This is a genomic window from Sphingopyxis sp. H053 (genome assembly GCF_001468225.1).
Taxonomy (GTDB): Bacteria; Pseudomonadota; Alphaproteobacteria; order Sphingomonadales; family Sphingomonadaceae; genus Sphingopyxis.
The window spans coordinates 1-20,063 of record NZ_LNRU01000002.1; the positions used below are offsets into that span (position 1 = coordinate 1).

At 65.7% G+C, this 20,063-nt stretch carries 24 protein-coding genes; 9 read left to right on the forward strand and 15 right to left on the reverse strand.

Annotation, left to right across the window (positions count from 1 at the left end; genetic code table 11):
• Nucleotides 1-27: 27 nt before the first annotated feature.
• Together hrcA and grpE are read left to right on the forward strand one after the other, a co-directional pair.
• Entirely contained in the window at nt 28-1,071 is a 1,044-nt protein-coding gene (hrcA, locus tag ATE70_RS03205) for a heat-inducible transcriptional repressor HrcA (RefSeq protein ID WP_058536533.1), read from the forward strand.
• Nucleotides 1,072-1,076: 5 nt separating this feature from the next.
• On the forward strand, nt 1,077-1,631 hold the full coding sequence (gene grpE, locus ATE70_RS03210; RefSeq protein WP_058536534.1) for a nucleotide exchange factor GrpE: 555 nt from the start codon (nt 1,077-1,079) through the stop codon (nt 1,629-1,631).
• 181 nt (nt 1,632-1,812) lie between these two features.
• Here the strand turns inward: grpE and def are convergent, their stop codons facing one another.
• Both def and recR read right to left on the reverse strand, forming a co-directional pair.
• Nucleotides 1,813-2,346, reverse strand: a complete 534-nt coding sequence (gene def / locus ATE70_RS03215) for a peptide deformylase (RefSeq protein WP_058536535.1) — start codon at nt 2,344-2,346, stop codon at nt 1,813-1,815.
• Between the two features lie 32 nt (nt 2,347-2,378).
• Complete coding sequence (gene recR, locus ATE70_RS03220; protein WP_058536536.1) at nt 2,379-2,975, reverse strand: recombination mediator RecR; 597 nt, start codon at nt 2,973-2,975, stop codon at nt 2,379-2,381.
• Between the two features lie 180 nt (nt 2,976-3,155).
• On the opposite strand from recR, the gene fmt reads away from it, so the two are divergent.
• Nucleotides 3,156-4,076: a methionyl-tRNA formyltransferase gene (gene fmt, locus ATE70_RS03225; RefSeq protein ID WP_058536537.1), complete on the forward strand. Its 921-nt coding sequence runs from the start codon at nt 3,156-3,158 to the stop codon at nt 4,074-4,076.
• A 169-nt stretch (nt 4,077-4,245) separates the two neighbouring features.
• The gene (gene truA / locus ATE70_RS03230) at nt 4,246-4,989 is read left to right on the forward strand and encodes a tRNA pseudouridine(38-40) synthase TruA (protein WP_058536538.1); all 744 of its coding nucleotides are present in this window, start codon (nt 4,246-4,248) and stop codon (nt 4,987-4,989) included.
• Nucleotides 4,990-5,126: 137 nt separating this feature from the next.
• Here the strand turns inward: truA and ATE70_RS03235 are convergent, their stop codons facing one another.
• Nucleotides 5,127-5,654, reverse strand: a complete 528-nt coding sequence (locus ATE70_RS03235; RefSeq protein ID WP_037511307.1) for a CarD family transcriptional regulator — start codon at nt 5,652-5,654, stop codon at nt 5,127-5,129.
• Nucleotides 5,655-5,967: 313 nt separating this feature from the next.
• On the opposite strand from ATE70_RS03235, the gene ATE70_RS03240 reads away from it, so the two are divergent.
• A complete protein-coding gene (locus ATE70_RS03240) occupies nt 5,968-6,786 on the forward strand; it encodes an SDR family NAD(P)-dependent oxidoreductase (protein ID WP_058536539.1) in 819 nt (272 codons plus the stop codon).
• A gap of 233 nt (nt 6,787-7,019) precedes the next feature.
• On the opposite strand, the gene ATE70_RS03245 is transcribed toward ATE70_RS03240, so the two are convergent.
• From ATE70_RS03245 to hisG, 6 genes are all read right to left on the reverse strand, one after another.
• A complete protein-coding gene (locus ATE70_RS03245; RefSeq protein WP_058536540.1) occupies nt 7,020-9,146 on the reverse strand; it encodes a sodium-translocating pyrophosphatase in 2,127 nt (708 codons plus the stop codon).
• Nucleotides 9,147-9,208: 62 nt separating this feature from the next.
• Nucleotides 9,209-10,378 carry a tetratricopeptide repeat protein gene (locus tag ATE70_RS03250; RefSeq protein WP_058536541.1) on the reverse strand — a complete coding sequence of 390 codons (1,170 nt, stop codon included), beginning with the start codon at nt 10,376-10,378 and terminating at the stop codon, nt 9,209-9,211.
• Between the two features lie 128 nt (nt 10,379-10,506).
• Nucleotides 10,507-11,439: a thiamine-phosphate kinase gene (thiL, locus tag ATE70_RS03255; protein WP_058536542.1), complete on the reverse strand. Its 933-nt coding sequence runs from the start codon at nt 11,437-11,439 to the stop codon at nt 10,507-10,509.
• 184 nt (nt 11,440-11,623) lie between these two features.
• Nucleotides 11,624-12,073 (reverse strand): transcription antitermination factor NusB, encoded by a 450-nt coding sequence (nusB, locus tag ATE70_RS03260; RefSeq protein ID WP_058536543.1) that lies wholly within the window; start codon nt 12,071-12,073, stop codon nt 11,624-11,626.
• Nucleotides 12,074-12,083: 10 nt separating this feature from the next.
• A complete protein-coding gene (gene hisD, locus ATE70_RS03265; protein ID WP_058536544.1) occupies nt 12,084-13,376 on the reverse strand; it encodes a histidinol dehydrogenase in 1,293 nt (430 codons plus the stop codon).
• Nucleotides 13,363-14,025 carry an ATP phosphoribosyltransferase gene (hisG, locus tag ATE70_RS03270; protein WP_058536545.1) on the reverse strand — a complete coding sequence of 221 codons (663 nt, stop codon included), beginning with the start codon at nt 14,023-14,025 and terminating at the stop codon, nt 13,363-13,365. Before hisG ends, hisD begins: the two co-directional genes overlap by 14 nt.
• Before the next feature lie 39 nt (nt 14,026-14,064).
• Between hisG and ATE70_RS03275 the strand changes: the two genes are divergently transcribed.
• Nucleotides 14,065-15,144 carry a DUF2332 domain-containing protein gene (locus ATE70_RS03275; protein ID WP_058536546.1) on the forward strand — a complete coding sequence of 360 codons (1,080 nt, stop codon included), beginning with the start codon at nt 14,065-14,067 and terminating at the stop codon, nt 15,142-15,144.
• A gap of 204 nt (nt 15,145-15,348) precedes the next feature.
• On the opposite strand, the gene ATE70_RS03280 is transcribed toward ATE70_RS03275, so the two are convergent.
• Both ATE70_RS03280 and ATE70_RS03285 read right to left on the reverse strand, forming a co-directional pair.
• Nucleotides 15,349-15,795, reverse strand: a complete 447-nt coding sequence (locus ATE70_RS03280) for a DUF1465 family protein (protein WP_231732806.1) — start codon at nt 15,793-15,795, stop codon at nt 15,349-15,351.
• 162 nt (nt 15,796-15,957) lie between these two features.
• Nucleotides 15,958-16,155 carry a YdcH family protein gene (locus tag ATE70_RS03285; RefSeq protein WP_058536547.1) on the reverse strand — a complete coding sequence of 66 codons (198 nt, stop codon included), beginning with the start codon at nt 16,153-16,155 and terminating at the stop codon, nt 15,958-15,960.
• A gap of 123 nt (nt 16,156-16,278) precedes the next feature.
• Here ATE70_RS03285 and ATE70_RS24085 point away from each other — a divergent pair, with 123 nt between their 5' ends.
• Nucleotides 16,279-16,437: a DUF465 domain-containing protein gene (locus ATE70_RS24085; RefSeq protein WP_081940370.1), complete on the forward strand. Its 159-nt coding sequence runs from the start codon at nt 16,279-16,281 to the stop codon at nt 16,435-16,437.
• 45 nt (nt 16,438-16,482) lie between these two features.
• Here ATE70_RS24085 and ATE70_RS03290 read toward each other — a convergent pair whose 3' ends face one another.
• The 4 genes from ATE70_RS03290 to ATE70_RS25100 form a co-directional block, all read right to left on the reverse strand.
• Complete coding sequence (locus ATE70_RS03290; protein WP_058536548.1) at nt 16,483-16,872, reverse strand: PilZ domain-containing protein; 390 nt, start codon at nt 16,870-16,872, stop codon at nt 16,483-16,485.
• A gap of 84 nt (nt 16,873-16,956) precedes the next feature.
• Nucleotides 16,957-17,418, reverse strand: coding sequence for an RNA polymerase-binding protein DksA (gene dksA, locus ATE70_RS03295; protein WP_058536549.1), 462 nt, complete (start codon nt 17,416-17,418; stop codon nt 16,957-16,959).
• Nucleotides 17,419-17,783: 365 nt separating this feature from the next.
• A complete protein-coding gene (locus tag ATE70_RS25095; RefSeq protein ID WP_197411376.1) occupies nt 17,784-18,071 on the reverse strand; it encodes a hypothetical protein in 288 nt (95 codons plus the stop codon).
• Nucleotides 18,072-18,131: 60 nt separating this feature from the next.
• Nucleotides 18,132-18,986 carry a hypothetical protein gene (locus tag ATE70_RS25100; protein WP_197411377.1) on the reverse strand — a complete coding sequence of 285 codons (855 nt, stop codon included), beginning with the start codon at nt 18,984-18,986 and terminating at the stop codon, nt 18,132-18,134.
• Between the two features lie 140 nt (nt 18,987-19,126).
• On the opposite strand from ATE70_RS25100, the gene ATE70_RS03310 reads away from it, so the two are divergent.
• Together ATE70_RS03310 and ATE70_RS03315 are read left to right on the forward strand one after the other, a co-directional pair.
• On the forward strand, nt 19,127-19,471 hold the full coding sequence (locus ATE70_RS03310; protein WP_058536550.1) for an ArsR/SmtB family transcription factor: 345 nt from the start codon (nt 19,127-19,129) through the stop codon (nt 19,469-19,471).
• Nucleotides 19,468-19,929, forward strand: a complete 462-nt coding sequence (locus ATE70_RS03315) for an SRPBCC family protein (protein ID WP_058536551.1) — start codon at nt 19,468-19,470, stop codon at nt 19,927-19,929. Before ATE70_RS03310 ends, ATE70_RS03315 begins: the two co-directional genes overlap by 4 nt.
• The last annotated feature ends 134 nt before the right edge of the window (nt 19,930-20,063 follow it).

Genomic DNA, 20,063 nt, shown 5'->3' on the forward strand with positions numbered 1-20,063 from the left:
ACCCCTCCCCATCCCTAAATCCCCATTATGACCACCCCGCCGATCACCGAACTCACCACGCGCGCCCGCGACGTGTTCCGGCTGGTCGTCGACGCCTATCTCGAAACCGGCCAGCCCGTCGGCTCGCGCACGCTGTCGAAGCTCGCCGCGCTCAACCTCTCGCCCGCATCGATCCGCAACGTGATGCAGGACCTCGAGGAGTTCGGCCTGCTCGCCAGCCCGCATACCAGCGCCGGACGCCTGCCGACCGAGCAGGGGCTGCGCCTCTTCGTCGACGGGATGATGCAGGTCGCCGAACCCAGCGCCGAGGACCGCGCGCAGATCGAGGCGAGCCTGTCCGACGCCGGCCCGATCGAAAGTGCGCTCGCACAGGCGACCTCGGCGCTGTCGGGGCTGTCGGCGTGCGCGGGCCTTGTGCTCGTGCCCAAGCATGAGCGCGTGCTCAAACAGCTCGCCTTCGTGCCGCTGTCGGCGAACCAGTCGCTCGTCGTGCTCGTCGCGGGCGACGGCGCGGTCGAGAACCGCGTCATCGACATTCCGCCGGGGCTCAACCCCTCGGCGCTCGTCGAGGCGGGCAATTATATCTCGTCGATGCTCGCCGGACTCACGCTGACCGAGGCGATGGCACGCGTGCGGCATGAGATCGAGGCCGAGCGCATCGCGATCGACCGCGCGGCGCAGGATCTCGTCAGCCGCGGGCTCGCGATCTGGTCCTCGGACGGCGCCGACCGCCCGGTGCTGATCGTGCGCGGACAGGCGAATCTGCTCGACGAGAGCGCGGTCGGCGACCTCGACCGCGTGCGCCAGCTACTCGACGAGCTCGAAACCAAGCAGGATATCGCGCAGCTGCTCGACAGCGCGCGCGAGGGCGCCGCGACGCGAATTTTCATCGGGTCGGAAAATAAATTATTCTCGCTTTCGGGCTCGTCCGTGATAGCGGCGCCCTATCGCGGATCGGACGGGCGCGTGGTCGGCGTGGTCGGGGTCATTGGTCCCACGCGCTTGAACTATGCCCGCATCGTTCCCATGGTGGATTTCACCGCACAATCGCTCTCCAGACTGATACGATAAGGCTTATGACGAACATTGAAAACGACACGCCGGTCGACGACGGCGCGAACCCCGAAGTTGAAACCGCCGAAGCGGCAAACCCCGCGCAAGGCGAAAATGAAGAGCTGGCGCAGCTCGCCGAACAGGTCGCGACGCTCCAGCAGGATCTGCTTTATGCGCGCGCCGAGACGCAGAATGTCACGCGCCGCAAGGACAAGGAAATCGCCGACGCGCACGCTTATGCCGCGACCAAGTTCGCGCGCGACATCCTGTCGGTCGCCGACAATCTCGGCCGCGCACTCGCCGCGCTCAGCGACGAACAGCGCGCCGACGAGGCGATGAAGCCGATGATTACCGGCCTCGAAGCCACCGAGCGCGAATTGCTCAGCGTCTTCGAACGCAACGGCATCACGCGCATCGCCGCGATCGGCCTGCCGCTCGACCCCAACCAGCATCAGGCGATGCTCGAAATCCCGAGCGACAAGACGCCGGGCACGATCGTGCAGGAAATGCAGGCGGGCTATATGCTGAAGGATCGCCTGCTGCGCCCCGCGATGGTGGGCGTCGCAAAGGCGGGGTAGTCGCTAATGCCCTCTCCCCTTGCGGGAGAGGGATGCGAAGCCTTGGCGGCTCGGCCGCCTAGGCGAAGCTGGGAGAGGGGTTCCGCCCTATCATAAGGGAGCAGCCCCCTCTCCCGCTGCGACTAGCCAGCAAGCTGGCAAGTCTCACTGCCCTCTCCCGCAAGGGGAGAGGGAATATCCATCACGCCGCCTTGCGCATCTTCGCGAGCTTCTTCAGCACCATGTCGCGCTTCAACCGCGACAGATGGTCGATGAAGAGGATGCCTTCCAGATGGTCATGCTCGTGCTGGATGCACGTCGCCATCAGGCCGGTCATGCGTTCCTGATGATGCTTGCCGTCCTCGTCCTGCCAGTCGACGGTAACCTCGGCGGGGCGCGTCACATCGGCATATTGCTCGGGGACCGACAGGCAGCCTTCCGAATAGACGCTATGCTCTTCGCTCTCGTCCGAAAAGACGGGATTGATGAACACGCGCGGCTCGCGGATGAGCCTTTTGCCCTCTTCGTCCTCGGGATCGGGTTCCTGCAGGTCGATGACGAGGATGCGCTTCGGCACCCCGACCTGAATCGCGGCCAGCCCGATGCCGGGGGCGTCGTACATCGTCTCGAACATATCGGCGATCAGCGTCTTCAGCTCGGCGTCGAAGGTCTCGACGGGCTTCGAAATGATACGCAGCCGGGGATCCGGGGTCTCTATGATAGGGAGTAAGGCCATGGGGGCTCAGGTATGAACTCGAACGCCCGACGTCAACCCACCGGCCGCCGCGCCCGCAGCGCCTGCGCCAGCGTCCCCTCGTCGAGATAATCAAGCTCGCCGCCAACAGGCAGACCGTGCGCAAGCTGGGTCAACCGCACCGGATAACCCTCAAGCCGTTCGGCGAGATAATGCGCCGTCGTTTGCCCCTCGAGCGTCGCGTTCATCGCGAGCACGACCTCGTCGATGCCGCCCGCGGCGACGCGCGCGACCAGCGCGTCGATCGCAAGGTCCTGCGGACGGATGCCCTCCAGCGCCGACAATCGCCCGCCGAGCACATGATATTTTCCGGGAAAGAGCCGCGACTTGTCGAGTGCCCACAGGTCCGACACCTCCTCGACGACGCACAAGGACCGCGCATCGCGGCGCGGGTCAGCGCAGATCGCGCAGGGATCGTGGGTGTCGACATTGCCGCAGATGCCGCAGGTGACGAGCCGTTCGGACACCGTCTGCAACGCCGCGAGCAGCGGCACAAACGCGCTCTCGCGCTTCTTCATCAGGTGCAGAACAGCACGCCGCGCCGAGCGCGGGCCGAGGCCCGGCAGGCGGGCGAGTTGCTGGACGAGCGCTTCGATTTCGGTGGACGCCATTGGGCGGTGGTAGTGGTGTCTCGCACCGTGCACAATAACCCCTTCGTCACCCCGGACTTGATCCGGGGTCCCGCTTCCTTTTCTCACTCCAAAAAGCGGGATGCCGGATCAAGTCCGGCATGACGAAGAAAGGGTGAGAGAGCCTTGCACGACGCCGCATCCTCCGCCAAAGCCCCGCCCATGCGCATCGCCTTTATGGGAACGCCGCCCTTTGCGGTGCCGACGCTCGCCGCGCTTCATGCCGCGGGGCATGAGGTCGTGGCCGTGTATACGCAGCCGCCGCGCCCCGCGCAGCGCGGCAAGAAGGTACAGCAAAGCGCGGTGCATGTCTGGGCCGAGAACCTTGGCCTGCCCGTGCGCACGCCGAAGAGCCTGAAGAGCGAGGAGGCCCAGGCCGAATTCGCGGCGCTCGACCTCGATGTCGCGGTGGTCGCGGCCTATGGCCTGATCCTGCCGAAGGCGATCCTCGATGCGCCGCGCGAAGGCTGCCTCAACGTCCATGGCTCGATCCTGCCGCGCTGGCGCGGCGCCGCGCCGGTGCAGCGCGCGATCCTGTCGGGCGATGCCGAGACCGGCGTGACGATCATGCAGATGGATGTCGGGCTCGACACCGGCGCGATGCGGCTGATCGGCCGGACCCCGACGGGCCACAAGACCGCGGGCGCATTGACCGTCGAGCTGGCGGCGATCGGCGCCGGGCTGATGGTCAAGGTTCTGAGCGACCTCCATGCCTTTGCCCCCGAAGCGCAGCCGGACGAAGGCGTCACTTATGCGGCCAAGATCGACAAGAGCGAAGCGCGGCTCGATTTCCTGACGAGCGCGGTGCAGGTCGAGCGCCAGATCCGCGCGTTCAATCCGATGCCCGGCGCCTTTTTCGAACTCGATGACGAACGCTACAAGATATTGGCCGCTGAGGTGGTGCACCCATCCGATACGGTCGCGGGCGCCACTCCCGGCGTCACGCTCGACGATGCGCTGGCCGTCGCCTGCAACCCCGGCGCGATCCGCGCGACGCGGGTCCAGCGCGCCGGCAAGCCCGCGATGGACGCCGGCGAGTTGCTGCGCGGCCGCGCGATCCCCAAAGGCACCCGACTGGCCTAATCTCCCTCTCCCCTTGCGGGAGAGGGTTGCGCAAGCTTGGCAGCTCGCTGCCTAGCTGAAGCTGGGAGAGGGGTCGCCCTATCGATAGTACAAGCCCCCTCTCCCGCAAGGGGAGAGGGTCGCAACGACGTCTCGACTTCGCTCAACACGAACGGCTAAGGGGGCGGCGATGACAAGATTTGCCCTCACGATCGAATTTGACGGCCGCCCGTTCATGGGCTGGCAGCGGCAAGCGCACGGCCCGAGCGTCCAGCAGGCGATCGAGGAAGCAATCCACCGCTTCACCGCCGAGACGGTGCAGGTGTTCAGCGCCGGACGCACCGACGCGGGTGTCCATGCCATCGCGATGCGCGCGCATGTCGACATCGAAAAACCGCTGACCCCGTTCAAGCTGACCGAGGCACTCAACGCGCAGTTGAGGCCCGCGCCGGTCGCGGTGGTGGCGTGCGAGATCGTCCCCGACGACTGGCACGCGCGCTTCGCCTGCATCGGCCGGTCGTACGAGTATCGCATCGTCAACCGCCGCGCGCCGCTGACGTGGGACAAGGGGTTGTCGTGGCAGGTCGCCAGGCCGCTCGATTCGGATGCGATGCACGCCGCGGCGCAGCAGCTGATCGGCCTTCACGATTTCACGACCTTTCGCTCGGCGCATTGCCAGTCGCAAAGCCCGGTGAAGACGCTCGATAAACTGACCGTCAGCCGCCACGGCGATGAGTTGATTATCGAGGCCGCGGCGCGCAGCTTCCTGCACCATCAGGTACGCTCGATGGTCGGCTGCCTCGCGCTGGTTGGCTATGGCAAATGGTCGGCGCGCGATTTGAAGGGTGCGCTGGAGGCAGCGGATCGCAACGCGCTGGGGTTGAATGCGCCGCCTGACGGGCTTTATTTCGTCAGCGCAACCTATCCGGCCTGATCTGCTCCCCGGCGAAAGCCGGGCCCAGATGGTCACCGCCGCGCTATACCGCATGGGCCCCGGCTTTCGCCGGGGTGCACAACGAAAAAGGGCGGCCCTTTCGGACCGCCCCTTCCTGTTATCGCTAAGCTGCGCGCTTACACCTTTTCGGCGTAGTACAGCGGCGCATGCTCGTTGAGGATCTGGAGGATCTTCGCCTGCGCCGTCTTTTCGTCGCTTTCTTCCATCGCGCCGAGTTCGCGCGCGAGGCGGCTCGATGCCGCTTCGAAGATCTGGCGCTCCGAATAGCTCTGCTCGGGCTGGTCGTCGGCGCGGAACAGGTCGCGGGTCACTTCGGCGATCGACACGAGGTCGCCCGAATTGATCTTCGCTTCATATTCCTGCGCACGGCGCGACCACATGGTGCGCTTGACCTTCGGCTTGGTGGTCAGAACCTGCAGCGCTTCCTTCAGCGTCTTGTCCGACGACAGCTTGCGCATGCCCACGCCTTCGGCCTTGTTCGTCGGCACGCGAAGCGTCATTTTTTCCTTTTCGAAGCGCAGGACATAAAGTTCGAGCTGCATGCCGGCGATTTCCGACCGCTGCAGTTCGATGACGCGCCCCACGCCATGCTTGGGATAAACAACATAATCGCCGACTTCGAACAAGAGCGTGTTCACGGACATGCAAATTCCTTTCTGTGCCTTGACCCTGACCGGAAACTGCGACAACACCGGGACATCCGGCCCTCCGTATTGAGGGGGATGAGCATTCGGGCGGCGCTAGCCAGTCAGAGTGACAAGGGATATGGCTCCATCGGAAACGCCGAATGTGCCCCAGCCCGAGCGGCGGGAAGAGGCAGGGTGTCGGCGTGTTGATATTTATTATAACAGATTCGCAACAAAATTGCCACCCCTGCGCGGAAATGCGTCGGTCGGCACCTTGACGGCTCCTCAGACCCGTTTCAGGTTGAAACGAAATCATAGATAGGGAGCCGGTATGCAGGATCAAATTTGGTGGATCACGGGCGCCTCCTCGGGCATCGGCGCGGCGCTCGCTCGCGCGCTCGGGGCACGCGGCGCAAAGCTGATTCTGTCGGGCCGCAACGTCGCGGCGTTGGAAGCCGTCGCCGCCGATTGCGCCACCGAGACGCTGGTCCTGCCGTTCGAGGCGACCGATTATGCCGCCCTCCCCGCCATCGCCGAGCAGGCATGGGGCTGGCAGGGCCGCATCGACGGGCTCGTCAACAACGCCGGCATCTCGCAGCGCAGCCTCGCGATCGAAACCGATTTTGCGGTTTATCAGCAAATCATCGGCGTCGACCTGCTCGCCCCGATCGCGCTGACCCAGCAACTCCTGCCGCGCATGGTCGGCGCGGGCGGCGGCCAGATTATCGCGATCTCGAGCGTCGCGGGGATCGCGGGGGTGCCGCTGCGCAGCGCTTACTCGGCCGCCAAGCATGGCCTGATCGGCTATCACGACAGCGTGCGCGCCGAGAATGCGCATCTGGGGTTGAAAGTCCTCGTCGTTGCGCCGGGTTCGGTGCGGACGAACGTCAGCCGCAACGCGCTCAACGCCGACGGCAGCACGCGCGGGGAAAGCGATGCCGCGATCGAGAACGGCCTGTCGCCCGACGACGCCGCGGCACAGATGCTCGCGGCGGTCGATGCCGGGACGCGCGAACTGGTCGTCGCCGAGGGCGCCGAAGCGATGATCGCCGGCCTCCGCCGCAGCGACCCCGATGCGCTGTTCGACCGGATGAGCGCGATGGTACAGGCGGGCTATGCACAGCAGATGAAAGCGACGAACACGACCTGAACGGCTGCAACGAACGGTCGCCGACTCCTACACTCTCGTCACCCCGGACTTGATCCGGGGTCCCGCTTGAGGTCGAAGCCTGCCGATGCATCACAAAAGCGGGATCCCGGATCAAGTCCGGGATGACGAAGGGTAAGGAAGCAACGACGACTTCCCACCCCAAGCCGTCACTATGAAAAAGCCCCGCCGGATCGTTCCGGCGGGGCTTTTCTTTTGCCCGCAGGCAGCGCAGCTTACGCCGCGCCGTGCGCCAGCGCCGCGAGGAGCAGGATCGCCACGATATTGGTGATCTTGATCATCGGGTTGACCGCCGGGCCCGCGGTATCCTTGTACGGATCGCCCACGGTGTCGCCGGTCACCGCGGCCTTATGGGCCTCACTGCCCTTGCCGCCGTGGTTGCCGTCTTCGATATATTTCTTGGCATTGTCCCATGCGCCGCCGCCCGAGGTCATCGAGATGGCGACGAACAGCCCGCCGACGATGACGCCGAGCAGGAGTGCGCCGAGCGCTTCCAATGCCGCGGCTGGTCCCGCCACCGCACGGATCACAAAGAACACGACGATCGGCGCGAGCACCGGAAGCAGCGACGGAATGATCATTTCCTTAATCGCCGCCTTGGTGACGAGGTCGACCGTGCGCGCATAGTCGGGCTTCGATTCATAGGTCATGATGCCCGGGTTGTTCTTGAACTGGTCGCGGACGTCCTTGACCACCTCGCCCGCCGCGCGGCCAACCGCGGTCATCCCCATCGCACCGAACAGATACGGCAACAGCGCGCCGAGCAGCAGCCCGACGATGACATAGGGCGACGACAGCGAGAAGGTCAGCGGCTCGGTCAGCCCGAGCTTCGCCGAATATTCGGTGATGTCGGCCGTATAAGTACCGAACAGCACCAGCGCCGCGAGACCCGCCGACCCGATCGCATAGCCCTTCGTGACCGCCTTGGTCGTATTGCCCACGGCGTCGAGCAGGTCGGTCTTTTCACGCACCGAATCGTCGAGGCCTGCCATTTCGGCAATGCCGCCGGCGTTGTCGGTGACGGGACCATAAGCGTCGAGCGCAACAACCATGCCGGCGAGCGCCAGCATTGCGGTAGCGGCAAAGGCGATACCGACGATGCCCGCGGTCTGGAACGCGACGACGATACCGACGCAAATCACGAGCGTCGGCAGCGCGGTCGATTCAAGGCTGACCGCGAGACCCTGGATCACGTTGGTGCCGTGACCCGTTTCCGAAGCCTTGGCGATCGAACGCACCGGACGAAAATTGGTGCCGGTGTAATATTCGGTGATCCAGATGATCAGCCCGGTGATGACGAGCCCGAGCAGCGAGCAATAGAAAAGGTCGCTGCCGTTGAACGCCTTGCCACCAACCTCGGCGATCGTCGTCGTCATGTCGCCCTTCAGCACATAGCTGGTCGCGAACCAGATCGCCGGGATCGAGAGCACCGCGGTGACGAGGAAGCCCTTGTACATCGCGCCCATGACGTTCGTCCCGCTGCCGAGACGAACGAAATAGGTGCCGATGATCGAGGTGATGATGCACACGCCGCCCATGAGCAGCGGCAGCGTCATCAGCGGGAGCAGCATATCGCCTGTGCCCTTCAGCAGCAGCGCGATCAGCACCATGGTGGCGCCGACGGTGACGACATAGGTTTCGAACAGGTCGGCCGCCATACCGGCGCAGTCGCCGACATTGTCACCGACGTTATCGGCGATCACCGCCGGATTGCGCGGATCGTCCTCGGGAATTCCGGCCTCGACCTTGCCGACAAGGTCGGCGCCGACGTCCGCGGCCTTGGTAAAGATGCCGCCGCCGAGACGCGCGAAGATCGAGATCAGCGAAGCGCCGAAGGCGAGCGCGACAAGCGCGTCGACGACGGTGCGATCTTCACCGCCGACGGTGAAGCCACCCGGGCCGGTCAGATACCAGAAGAAGACCGAGATCGCGAGCAAGGCGAGCCCCGCCACCAGCATGCCGGTGATCGCGCCGGCGCGGAACGCCATGGTCAGGCCCGCCTGCAGCCCGGTCTGCGCCGCGGCTGCGGTGCGGACGTTGGCTTTGACCGAGATGTTCATGCCGACGAAACCGGCAACCCCCGACAGCACGGCGCCGATGACGAAGCCGGTCGCCGAGATTCGGCCAAGGAACAGCCCGACAAGAATGGCGACAACGACGCCGACGATGGCGATGGTACGATATTGGCGGCCGAGATAGGCCTTGGCGCCTTCCTGAATGGCGGCGGCGATTTCCTGCATCTTTTCATTACCGGCGGAGGCGCTGAGCACCTGCCGCGAGGTAATGAACCCATAGAGTACGGCCAACAGGCCGCACGCTATCGCGATCAAAACCGGATTCATGCGTGACTATTCCTTCCCATTGAGAAGGGCGACGCAGAAGATAGCAGTCGAGCACGTCCGACTTATTGATGCCGGTTCGCTCTCTCCCCTGATGCGACCGCCCCAAATTTGGACGCCGATTTATGGGAAGAAAGAAAGCGACACGCAACCCCGCTTATTCGGGAGTTTCCCGTGATTTCCGCCGCACGAGCGGCCGCCGGCGAAGCGGCTTCGTCGCGTGCGGCCTTCAGCGCCCTTTGCGCGTCGGCAGCGGATTCGGTGTCGGGGTCGAGCTTCAGCGCCCGCTCGAGCAGCTCGATCGCGCGCGCATTATCGCGTTCGATGCCCTTGCCCGTCTGATAGGCGCGCCCGAGCGTGAAGCAGCTTTCGGCCTCACCCAGTGCGCACGCCTTGTCGAACAGTTCGAGGGCGCGCTGGCGGTTCCGGCGCACACCGCGCCCGTCGTCGACCAGCGTCGCCAGATTGCCGCAGGCCGATGCGTCGTCGACGCGGCAGCTTTGTTCGAACAGCGCGGCGGCTCTCTTTTCGTCGCGCGGCATGCCGAGCCCGTCGCGGTGGAGGACGCCGAGATTATAGCAGGCGTGCTGATCTTCCGCCTTGCAGGCGCGCTCGAAGATCCGCGCTGCCTGACGCTGGTCCGGTGCGACGCCCTTGCCCAGCGAATAGGATGCGCCAAGGTTCGCGCATCCCGACACGCTGCCCAGATCGCAGGCCTTTGCGAACAGCTGGGTGGCGCGTCGCGGATCCTTGGCAACTCCGTCTCCGCCCACATAGGCGAGGCCAAGGTTCGAGCATGCCGTCGCCTCGTCGCCGTGGCACGCGAAGGCGTAATAGGCGGCGGCGAACTCGCGCGAGCGTTCGACGCCACTCCCTTCGCTATAGGCATAACCTGCCATCGTGCAGCCCGTCATGTCGCCGAGATGGCAGGCCCGGGCAAACAGCGGTGTGGCGCGGGCGTCATCCCTCGGAACGCCATCGCCCTCGTGATGGACATAGCCAAGCCGCGTGCACGCCTCGGCATCGTCCGCCGTGCAGTCAGTCGCAAGCGTCGTGACTTGATCGGGTGGTTCGTCGGCTTCGGGAGGCTCGGGATCGGTCGCGACCGTCTGCGCCTGCATGTCTTCTGCCGGGTCCGGGGTGCCGGCGCCCTGCGCGGGATGACAGAAACATACGAAACAGATCGCGAGAAGCGCCCGGGCAAAGCCTTGACGCCCGCTTTTTCGGTCGACCATTCCCGGTCCTTCTGATTCACCGCACCTGCCGGGGCGGACGGTTCCACCCGAGCGCATCGCTTTGCCATCAAACGGATTTCAAAGCAAAATATCCCGTTGCCGATCCAGGGCGCAGGCGGGAATGGGGGCTAGTGCATGAAGCCAAGGCGATCGGGCAGCGCAATGCGTTGTGCCCGGTGTGTCAGCGTGATTCCCTCACCGACCCCGGCGTGACCAAGAAGTGTGACGGTGACATTCAACCCGGCCGCGGTCTCGCGGATCGTCGCGGCGGCCGAGGGATCGGCGGTAAACAGCAGCTGATAATCGTCGCCCGCACTCGCCGCCGCGAGCCGCGTGTCGAGTATGTCGGGGCGCACCGCGAGCAGCGCGGCCGAGAGCGGCACCGATTCCAGCATGATGCCAAGCTCGCATCCGCTCGCCCCGGCCATGCGCTGCGCATCGATCAGCAGGCCGTCGGACACGTCCATCATCGCATGGACGTGCGGCGCCACCGCTTGCCCGAAGGCCAGTTGGGGCTCGGGACGGCAATAGGCGGCGAGGCAGGTTTCGTTCGGATCGACCTGCCCGAGCCGCATCGCAAGGCCGAGCCCCGCATTGCCGATCGTTCCCGTGATCCAGATCTGGTCGCCCGGCCGGACGCCGCTTCGTGCGGGGGCGCCGGTCGCGGGCGCCTTGCCGATCGCGGTGAGCCCGAATGTGCGCGGCGCACCTCCCGGGATGCCCACCGTGTCGCCCCCGAGCAGCGGCACCTCGTACCGGCGCAGCACCTCGCCCAGACCGCGAACGAAGGCGGCGTCCCACAGCTCGTCACCGGTCAGGCTGTAGCCGACGAGCACGCCGAGCGGCGCCGCGCCCTTGGCCGCCAGATCCGAAAGATTCACCGCAACGAGCTTCCACGCAACATCCTGCGGCCGATCGTCGGGAAGGAAATGAACGCCCTCGACGATCATGTCGTGAGTGAGGACAAGGTCGCCGAGCACCGCGGCGTCGTCGGCCAGCCCGCGCGCGGCGGGATCGGTCGCGATGGCACGCAGGCGGGCGATGAAGTCGGCTTCGCTCATGCGGGGAAGCCTAGAGGATAGCGGTGCGGTATAAAAGATACCGATCCTCCCTGTCGCGCAGCGATGGGGAGGTGGCAGCGCGAAGCGCTGACGGAGGGGCTATTGGCGCAACATCGCCGCCCCTCCACCACGCCCTTCGGGCGCGGTCCCCCTCCCCATGGCTACGCCACAGGGAGGACCTTGATTACTTCGCCCGCACATCCTTGCCGATCGCATCGAGCAGGCCGTTGGCAAACCCTGCCTCGCGCGTATCGAAGAACGCCTTTGCGACATCGACATATTCGCTAACCACCGCGCCGACGGGCACATCGCCGCGCGCCATCAGTTCGTAGCAGCCCGCGCGCAGGATCGCCTTCATCGTGCGGTCGAGCCGCTCCATCGACCAGCCGCTCGCGAGCCGCGCGACGATCGCCGCGTCGATTTCTTCGATGCGCGCGAGCGTGCCCTTGACGATGTCGTCGAAGAAGGCGGTGTCGGCGTCGGCATATTCCTCGTCCTCGATCGTCGCGCCGATGCGATGCTGATGGAATTCGTGGATCAGCTTGGGCACGGGCGTGCCCTCCATCTCATGCTGATAGAGCGCCTGGACGGCGGCGAGACGGGCGGCGGAGCGGGACTGGGAACGTTTGTTCATGACTCTTTTCTTAGCTGAGACGCTGGCTGACCGAAAGCGCGTGGGCGGGAAGCCCCTCGGCCCCCGCGAGCGCGACCGCGGCCGGGCCGATCGCGGCAAGGCTCGTTTCGTCGAGCGCGAGGAAGCTGGTGCGCTTCATGAAGTCGCTGACCGACAGCCCGCTCGAAAAGCGCGCGCGGCGGCCGGTCGGCAGCACATGGTTCGGACCCGCGACATAATCGCCGATCGCTTCTGGGGTCTGGCGGCCGAGAAAGACCGAGCCGGCATGGCGCACCTTGGCAAAGAGCGCGTCGGCCTCGGCGGCGTCGACCGCGAGTTCGAGATGCTCGGGCGCGAGCCGGTCGCAGAGCGGGATCGCGTCGGCAAGGCTGCGCACGACGATGATCGCGCCGTTGGCGTCCCAGCTTTCGCGCATTGTGGCTGCGGTGCCGAGTGTCGGGATGATCGCATCGACCGCCGCCGCAACCGCATCGGCAAAAGCCGCGTCGTCGGTGAACAGGATCGACTGGCTCGTCGGGTCATGCTCGGCCTGGCTGAGCAGGTCGGCGGCGATGACATGCGGCATGTTCCGATTGTCGGCGACGACGACGATCTCGCTCGGCCCCGCGACCATGTCGATGCCGACAACGCCATAGACCTGCCGCTTCGCCTCGGCGACCCACGCGTTGCCCGGGCCGGTGACGACGTCGACCGGCGCGATCCTGTCGGTGCCATAGGCGAGCGCGGCGACGGCCTGCGCGCCGCCGATGCGCCAGATCTCATCGACCCCGCCGATATGCGCCGCCGCCATCACCACGGGATTGGTTTCACCGCCCGGCGTGGGTGTCATCATCACGATGCGTTCGACCCCAGCGACCTTCGCGGGGAGGATGTTCATCAAGACCGACGAGGGATAGGCGGCACGCCCGCCGGGGACGTAGACCCCCGCCGCATCGACCGCATTCCAGCGCGCGCCGAGCCGCGCACCCGTGGCGTCGCGATAGTCGCGATTCTCGGGGAGCTGCGCCGCATGATAGGCGCGGATACGGTCGGCGGCGAGGTTCAGCGCATCGCGAAGCTCGGGCGCCAGCGCCTCATAGGCCGCGGCGCATTCCGCCTTCGAAATGCTCCACCCGCTCGCGTCCAAATCGAAGCGATCGAACTTCGCGGTATAATCGGCGAGCGCGACGTCGCCCTCGGCCTTCACCCGCGCGATGATCGCGGCGACGTCAGCGGAAACGTCGGAATCGCTCTCACGCCGATCGTTGACCAGCGCGTCGAACTCGGCGGCGAAGCCGGGTTCGGAAGCATCAAGCCGCCGCATCGCCCTGCCCTACTGCCTGACGGAAGCGTTCGACGAGCGCCGGCACCTCGGCCGAACGCAGCTTGAACGCCGCGCGGTTGACGATCAGCCGCGCCGACACCTCGCTGATGATCTTCTGTTCGGCGAGCGCATTTTCGACCAGCGTGCGCCCGGTCGAAACCAGATCGACGATGTGCGAGGCCAGCCCCAGCTTCGGCGCGATTTCCATCGCGCCGTTCAGCTTGATGCATTCGGCCTGGATGCCCTGCGCCTCGAACCAGCGGCGTGTCGTTCCGGGATATTTGGTCGCGACGCGGATATGGCTTTCGCCCAGCCCCGGCGGCGCGCTGCCTTCCGGCCCGGCGAGCGACAGGCGGCAGTGGCCGATGCCAAGGTCCACCGGCGCGTAAAGCTCGCTATAATCGAACTCGTCGACGACGTCCGAGCCGACGATGCCGAGCTGCGCCGCGCCATGCGCGACGAAGGTCGCGACGTCGAACGCGCGGACGCGGATCAGCGAGATGTGCGGCTGATTTGTCCCAAAAACTAACGCCCTGCTTTTCTTATCGAAAAACTCGTCCGACGGCTCTATCCCGACGCGCGCAAGCAGGGGCAGCGCCTCGTCGAGGATGCGCCCCTTCGGGATGGCAAAGATGATCGGTTCGGGCATAAGCTTGCGCGCCCATAAGCGGCGAGAGGAAAAAGGGCAATGAGCGAGCGCTACGAGTTCATCGACATGGCCGAGACCGGCCCGAAGGCCGTCCGCACCGCTTTCGCCAATCAGGTCGCCTATTGCCGCGCCAACGATGCGCGCGTCACCGCGCGCGTCGTCGCTGCGCTTGGCGCGCTGCTCGACAAGCCGGCGAGCGAATTCGCGCGCCGTATCGCCGGCTGGCAGGGTCCGCCGCTCGCCGACGCGCTGCCGCTGCGCGCCGCCGGCGGCATCCACGCGCTGCACCTGACGGGAACCGCGCACGAACTCGCGCCCATCTATGCCGATTCGGAGGATATCAACGACGCCACAATCATCGCCGCGGTTGTCGCGCGGCATGAGGCGGCGCTGCTGCCCTGGCTCGACGGCCCGCCGCAAACGAACGAAGCGGGACGCTCGTCAAACTTTATCGCGGCGATGCTCTGGCTCGCCGACCGCGGCCTGCCGCCGCTTTTCGACTGCCGCGAAATCGGGTCGAGCGGCGGGATCAACCTGATGATCGACCGCTATCATTACGACCTTGGCGGCGTGCACGTCGGGCCGCAGCCCGGCGCGATCGCCTTCACCCCCCAATGGCGCGGCGACCATCCGCCGCAGCATGCGATCGAATTCGCCGGCCTCAAGGGCTGCGATGTCGCCCCCGTCGACCTGACCGATCCTGCGCAGGCGCTGCGGCTCAAAGCCTATATCTGGCCCGAGCATCATATCCGCTTCGCGCGCATCGAGGCGGCGATTGCGGCGGCGACCGAGGACCCACCGCAACTGATCCGTGCGACCGCTGCAGATTTCGTCGAGGCCGAACTCGCGAAACCGCAAGCAAAAGGGACGACCCGCGTGCTGATGCATTCGGTCGTCTGGCAATATGTCCCCACCAACCAGCAAGCGCGCGTCACCGCCGCGATGGAGGACGCCGGCAAGCGCGCGACCGCCGAGCGACCGCTCGCGTGGGTGGCGCTCGAGGCGAACCGCACGGTGCATCATCATGAACTGGTCGTGCGCTATTGGCCGGGCGGCGAGGCGCCGAGGAAAATCGGGCAAGCGCACGCACATGGCGCGTGGATCGAGTGGCTGGGTTAGCTGGATAGCTGACGTCCACTTAGGGGTGGGAAGCAGCGTTGCTCATTTTCCTTCGTCATCCCGGACTTGATCCGGGATCCCGCTTTTTTGAGGGATCGACCGGCTCTGATATCAAGCGGGACCCCGGATCAAGTCCGGGGTGACGATGAATGAAGAGTCTGCTTCCAATCGAAAGCGCTGTATCGTTGACCGGCGGCTACCGGTTCAAAGCCGCGCCTCCAACCGCGCCAGCAATTGCTGCACCGGGGTCACCGCCGGCGCTTCCCAGCCGGCCTCCAGCATCGCGATCCGCTCGAACAATCGCTCGCTCGCCGAAACAATCCGGCGCACCGACACATCGAAGCTCGCGCAGATATCCCAGTCGGCCGCGACGGCCTCGCCGATCCGCGCCGCGCTGTCGTGCGGCCCCGCCCCAGGGTCGCCCGCGAACATCGCGCGGCGATGGAGCAGCCAGGCGATGACGTGCATCAGCCGCGTCGTCGTCTTCAACGATTCGCACGCAAGGCCGATCTGCGCCGCCGCGTCGCCGCCGGCCCGCCCGAGGTCGCGCTGCACGGCAAAAGCGGCGTGCGCCTCATCGGCGAGCAGCATCGCCTCGACATAGAGATTTTCGACCTGTGCGCGCTGCACCGGCACATCGATTGCCATCATGTTCGTTCGCCCACCGACCATGACGCGCGAGATGCCATGCCGACCATCGGGTCCGCAACGTCGGTAACCATGAAAATACGGGCGCCGGCCGTCCCGTTTTGATTCAGGCGTTTAGGATCGGTCGCCATTTGCAGGCCGGCATGGGCCGAATGTCGGCCGGTCCTAGGCGATGATGTCGGGAAGCAGCTGGTCCTCGCACCAGGAGATCTCGTCGCGGAGGCGCAGCTTGCGTTTTTTCAGGCGCGCAAGCTGCAGCTGGTCGGGAACCGCCGCGGTGCCGAGCGCAATGATCGCCGCATCGAGGTCGCGATGCTCGATGCGAAGCAGTTCCAGGCGCTGGGTAATTTCCTCGGGGTTCACATCGCCTCCCTGCCACGTTCACCACTGGTCCGCAACGGGGACCGCTTGGCCGAATCGGCACGACATCGGGGAGGTTTCGTGATTTAATTCGCCTTGCCCATCGAGTCGAAAAGGAGAATGCCAATGAGCACGTCGCACCTTTCCACCCTGAAGTCCCGTCACGCGGACCTCGATGCGAAAATTGCGAATGAAGAGCGCCGTCCCGCCCCCGATACCGGAGTCGTCGCGCAGCTCAAGAAGCAGAAACTGAAACTCAAGGAGGAAATGCTGACGATCGCCTGATCGCCAGCGCTATCGCCCCGCTGATGCCACCCTGTGAAGGACGCATCAGCGCCGGCGATAGAGGGGCCCTTTCTCGAGGCCCGTGCGCCGAAGATGCGGCGGTAAATCGGACTGCGAAACCACCTGACGACGCACAGCCTGCGGGTCGACCTGACGGTCGAACGCAATACCGAACTTGCCCTCACCCACCCAGATCACGCGGCCCGCGACCGGGCCGACGTTGCGCAGGTCGACCTCGACCGCCGCGCCCTGCGCGACCTTGACGTTCGCCTCGGCCAGCATGCCGCCGGGCGACAGGTTGCGCACGCGCACGGTAACGGGGTCCGGGCTGCCGGGCAGGATCAGGCCGGCCTGCAGGAACAGGCTGTCGCGATCGGCACCGCGCGACAGCGCCGCGACTTCCTCGTCGACCGATCTGGGTCCTAGTGAATCCATTGCGCCCCGTTCCTCTTGTGATTGAGGAGCGGAATCTAGGGCCGGGTCGTTGCGGAATCGTAAATGGACCGCGGTCCTCTACGACTAATCTTCGCGTGAAATCCGTTCGTTGCGCTCGTGGCGCTCCTGCGCCTCCAGCGTCATCGTCGCGATCGGGCGGGCCTGCAGGCGCGCGAGCGAGATCGGCTCGCCAGTGACCGCGCAATAGCCATATTCGCCTTCGTCGATGCGGCGAATCGCCGAATCGATCTTGGCGATCAGCTTGCGCTGGCGGTCGCGGGTGCGAAGTTCGATCGCCCAGTCGGTTTCGCTCGACGCGCGGTCGGCGAGGTCGGGTTCGCGCAGCGGGCCGTCCTGAAGATGCGCCAGCGTCGATTCGGATTCGGAGAGGATCGATTTTTTCCAGGCGCGCAGCAGACCGCGGAAATAATCCTGCTGCCGCTCGTTCATAAACTCTTCGTCGTCGCTGGGGACATAATCCGAATCGAGATTGGATTTGGCTTCGCGAAGCGCGTCAGCGCCAACGTCGGCAATCTTGGTCGGCATGAGGGGCTCTCGCGTCCTTTCCTGTCACCTTACGGGCTGTTAAACAGCTCGGGGAGTGGCGCGCCTATACCCAGCCGCTGGCAACGATACAAGCGCCAAGCTGCCGATAGCGACGACCCGTGAAGCGGCGATGAACCGGCATCGTGTCGGGGGCGATTCTGCCGCCCGGTGACGACCCGCCGGACGCCATAGCGCGACGCGACTTAGGTCCGAAGGTTAACCAATTGCATAGAATTGTTACATAATCCGTTCTGTTTTGGGACAGATACCGGGATTTTTGTTGATTCCGCATGGCATTTCCCGCTCTCGGACAGGTGAACGCGGTTAACACAATTGCCGCGTTCATAAAGCTTTGGCCTTTTGAGTTATAGCGAAGGTGACGGGGGTGCTGGTCGATGGCGCTTCGCACCTGCAACGGGAAAGAAAGAAAAGCCTATGTCTGTCCGAATGGCCCTTGCCAAGCTTTGCGCCTGCACCTGCGGCGGGGCGATCATCGGTAGCGGCGCGATGCAGATCGCCGACGTGCCGAAGGCGCGCGCCCAGACAGTCCAGTCCTGCTCGCCGTGCGCCGGCAAGAAGGTGGTGCGCAAGCGCCATGCCGCCCGCAAGCCCGTAAAGCGCGTGCGCCGCGTCGTTACGACGAAGCGCATCATTCGCACCGCGACCCCGCAGACGCAGGTCGTGACGCAGACGATCCCGCTGCCCCCCATCCCCTACGCGCCCTTCCCGCGCGGGGGCTTCGAAGGCGGCAGCAGCGGCGGCGGCGTGACCGTGATCGGCGGCGGCTTTGGCGGCGGTTTCGGCGGCGGCTTCTTCGGCGGTTTCTTCGGTGGCAGCAGCGGCGGCGGCAGCAGCGGCAGCATCGTCGTCACCTCGACGACGACCGGCGGCCTCAGCACGACGTCCAGCACCTCATCGGGTGTCTCGACCTCGACCGGCGGCGTCTCGACGTCCACCGGCGGGGTGTCGACCTCGACGGGCGGTGTCTCGACGTCCACGGGCGGCGTGTCGACCTCGACGGGCGGCGTTTCGACTTCGACGTCGACGGGCGGTGTCTCGACCTCGACCGGCAGCGTCAGCACTTCGACCTCGTCGGGCAATGTTTCGACCTCTTCGGGCAACGTCAGCACCTCCTCGTCGAGCAGCAGCTCGTCGTCGAGCTCGTCCTCTTCCTCTTCGTCGTCGAGCTCGTCCTCTTCGGGCGGCAGCTCTTCGAAGGGCAGCTCGGGTTGGGGCAGTTCGTCGCACGGCAGTTCGGGCGGCTCCAGCAGCTCGTCGTCCAGCTCGTCCTCGTCGTCGTCCAGCAGCACGTCGAGCGGCGCAACCTCGTCGGGCGCGACCGGCAGCACCAGCAGCTTTGGTTCGACCGGCAGCACGAGCTCGTCATCCTCGTCGAGCAGCAGTTCCTCGTCGTCTTCGTCGAGTTCGGGCGGCAGCAGCAGCCATGGTAGCTCGTCGGGTGACCCGACCCCTGTTCCTGCACCGCCGATGATGCTATTGTTCGGCGCTGCAGCCGCTGCGCTTGTCGCGCGGCGCCGCGCGGCGAACCGCAACGACGACAACGCCAACGCGGCTTGAGAAATCCACTGGCGGTCCGGGGGGCTAACCCAGACCACCGAACTAAGGGCTGCCCCTTCGGGGGCGGCCCTTTTTTATGCGCGACGAGAATCAGTTTGCCATATGGGAAACTATTAATATAGTTCGCCACATGGTGAACCAACAAGCCGCGCTCGATTCGCTCTTCCACGCGCTCGCCGACCCGACGCGCCGCGCGGTCGTCAGCCGCCTGCTCAAAGGCGCCGCGCCGGTAAAGCGGCTGTCCGAGCCCTTCGAGATGGGCCTCCCCGCCTTCCTCAAACATCTGTCGGTGCTCGAGCTGTCGGGCCTGATCCGCACCGAAAAGCACGGCCGCGTCCGCACCTGCCGCATCGATGCCGAGCGGCTCGCGGCGGCGGAAGGCTGGCTCTCGCAGCAACGCGCGATCTGGCAGGGCCGCACCGACCGCCTCGCCGATTTCGTCGAATCGCAAAATCCCCCGGAGCAAAACGCATGAGCAAAAGCGAACTCACCATTTCCCGCCACATCGCCGCGCCGCCATCGGCGGTATGGGACGCATGGAGCGTGCCGGAGAATCTCGCAAAATGGTGGATCCCCGCGCCGATCGAATGTCAGGTCGTCAAACTCGACCTCCGGCCCGGCGGCGGGTTCGTGACGCGGATGCGCGAGGCGGGCGCTGCCGATTTCCAGCCGCATGTCGATGGCTGCTTCCTCGAGGCGGTCCCGAACGAGCGCCTCGTCTTCACCACCGTGCTGACCGAAGGCTGGCAGCCCGCCGAACCATGGCTCGCGCTGACCGCGATCCTGACCTTCGAAGCGCAGGACGGCGGCACCCTCTATTCGGCGCGGGTGCTCCACAAGACCCCCGAGGACAGCGCCAAGCATGAGGAGATGGGTTTCCACGAAGGCTGGGGCACGGCGATTAGCCAGCTGGCGGGAATGCTGGAGAAATGAGATCCTCCCTGTGGCCGCAGGCCATGGGGAGGGGGACCGCTCGCGTAGCGAGTGGTGGAGGGGCCGCGCCATAGCCCCTCCGTCAGCGCTTCGCGCTGCCACCTCCCCATCGCTTCGCGACAGGGAGGACCGGG

What these genes read in the sequence shown, in the direction of transcription:
- dksA (WP_058536549.1), bottom strand. Translation starts at nt 17,418, where the DNA reads ATGCCGACCAAGATTGCCGACGTTGGCGCTGACGCGCTTCGCGAAGCC.
- ATE70_RS24085 (WP_081940370.1), top strand. Translation starts at nt 16,279, where the DNA reads ATGAGCACGTCGCACCTTTCCACCCTGAAGTCCCGTCACGCGGACCTC.
- ATE70_RS03245 (WP_058536540.1), bottom strand. Translation starts at nt 9,146, where the DNA reads ATGAATCCGGTTTTGATCGCGATAGCGTGCGGCCTGTTGGCCGTACTC.
- ATE70_RS03310 (WP_058536550.1), top strand. Translation starts at nt 19,127, where the DNA reads ATGGTGAACCAACAAGCCGCGCTCGATTCGCTCTTCCACGCGCTCGCC.
- hrcA (WP_058536533.1), top strand. Translation starts at nt 28, where the DNA reads ATGACCACCCCGCCGATCACCGAACTCACCACGCGCGCCCGCGACGTG.
- hisG (WP_058536545.1), bottom strand. Translation starts at nt 14,025, where the DNA reads ATGCCCGAACCGATCATCTTTGCCATCCCGAAGGGGCGCATCCTCGAC.
- fmt (WP_058536537.1), top strand. Translation starts at nt 3,156, where the DNA reads ATGCGCATCGCCTTTATGGGAACGCCGCCCTTTGCGGTGCCGACGCTC.
- ATE70_RS03275 (WP_058536546.1), top strand. Translation starts at nt 14,065, where the DNA reads ATGAGCGAGCGCTACGAGTTCATCGACATGGCCGAGACCGGCCCGAAG.
- ATE70_RS03315 (WP_058536551.1), top strand. Translation starts at nt 19,468, where the DNA reads ATGAGCAAAAGCGAACTCACCATTTCCCGCCACATCGCCGCGCCGCCA.
- recR (WP_058536536.1), bottom strand. Translation starts at nt 2,975, where the DNA reads ATGGCGTCCACCGAAATCGAAGCGCTCGTCCAGCAACTCGCCCGCCTG.
- ATE70_RS03250 (WP_058536541.1), bottom strand. Translation starts at nt 10,378, where the DNA reads ATGGTCGACCGAAAAAGCGGGCGTCAAGGCTTTGCCCGGGCGCTTCTC.
- truA (WP_058536538.1), top strand. Translation starts at nt 4,246, where the DNA reads ATGACAAGATTTGCCCTCACGATCGAATTTGACGGCCGCCCGTTCATG.
- thiL (WP_058536542.1), bottom strand. Translation starts at nt 11,439, where the DNA reads ATGAGCGAAGCCGACTTCATCGCCCGCCTGCGTGCCATCGCGACCGAT.
- def (WP_058536535.1), bottom strand. Translation starts at nt 2,346, where the DNA reads ATGGCCTTACTCCCTATCATAGAGACCCCGGATCCCCGGCTGCGTATC.
- ATE70_RS03240 (WP_058536539.1), top strand. Translation starts at nt 5,968, where the DNA reads ATGCAGGATCAAATTTGGTGGATCACGGGCGCCTCCTCGGGCATCGGC.
- grpE (WP_058536534.1), top strand. Translation starts at nt 1,077, where the DNA reads ATGACGAACATTGAAAACGACACGCCGGTCGACGACGGCGCGAACCCC.
- ATE70_RS03235 (WP_037511307.1), bottom strand. Translation starts at nt 5,654, where the DNA reads ATGTCCGTGAACACGCTCTTGTTCGAAGTCGGCGATTATGTTGTTTAT.
- ATE70_RS25095 (WP_197411376.1), bottom strand. Translation starts at nt 18,071, where the DNA reads ATGATGCGCTTCGTCGTAACGACGCGGCGCACGCGCTTTACGGGCTTG.
- nusB (WP_058536543.1), bottom strand. Translation starts at nt 12,073, where the DNA reads ATGAACAAACGTTCCCAGTCCCGCTCCGCCGCCCGTCTCGCCGCCGTC.
- ATE70_RS03280 (WP_231732806.1), bottom strand. Translation starts at nt 15,795, where the DNA reads ATGATGGCAATCGATGTGCCGGTGCAGCGCGCACAGGTCGAAAATCTC.
- ATE70_RS03290 (WP_058536548.1), bottom strand. Translation starts at nt 16,872, where the DNA reads ATGGATTCACTAGGACCCAGATCGGTCGACGAGGAAGTCGCGGCGCTG.
- hisD (WP_058536544.1), bottom strand. Translation starts at nt 13,376, where the DNA reads ATGCGGCGGCTTGATGCTTCCGAACCCGGCTTCGCCGCCGAGTTCGAC.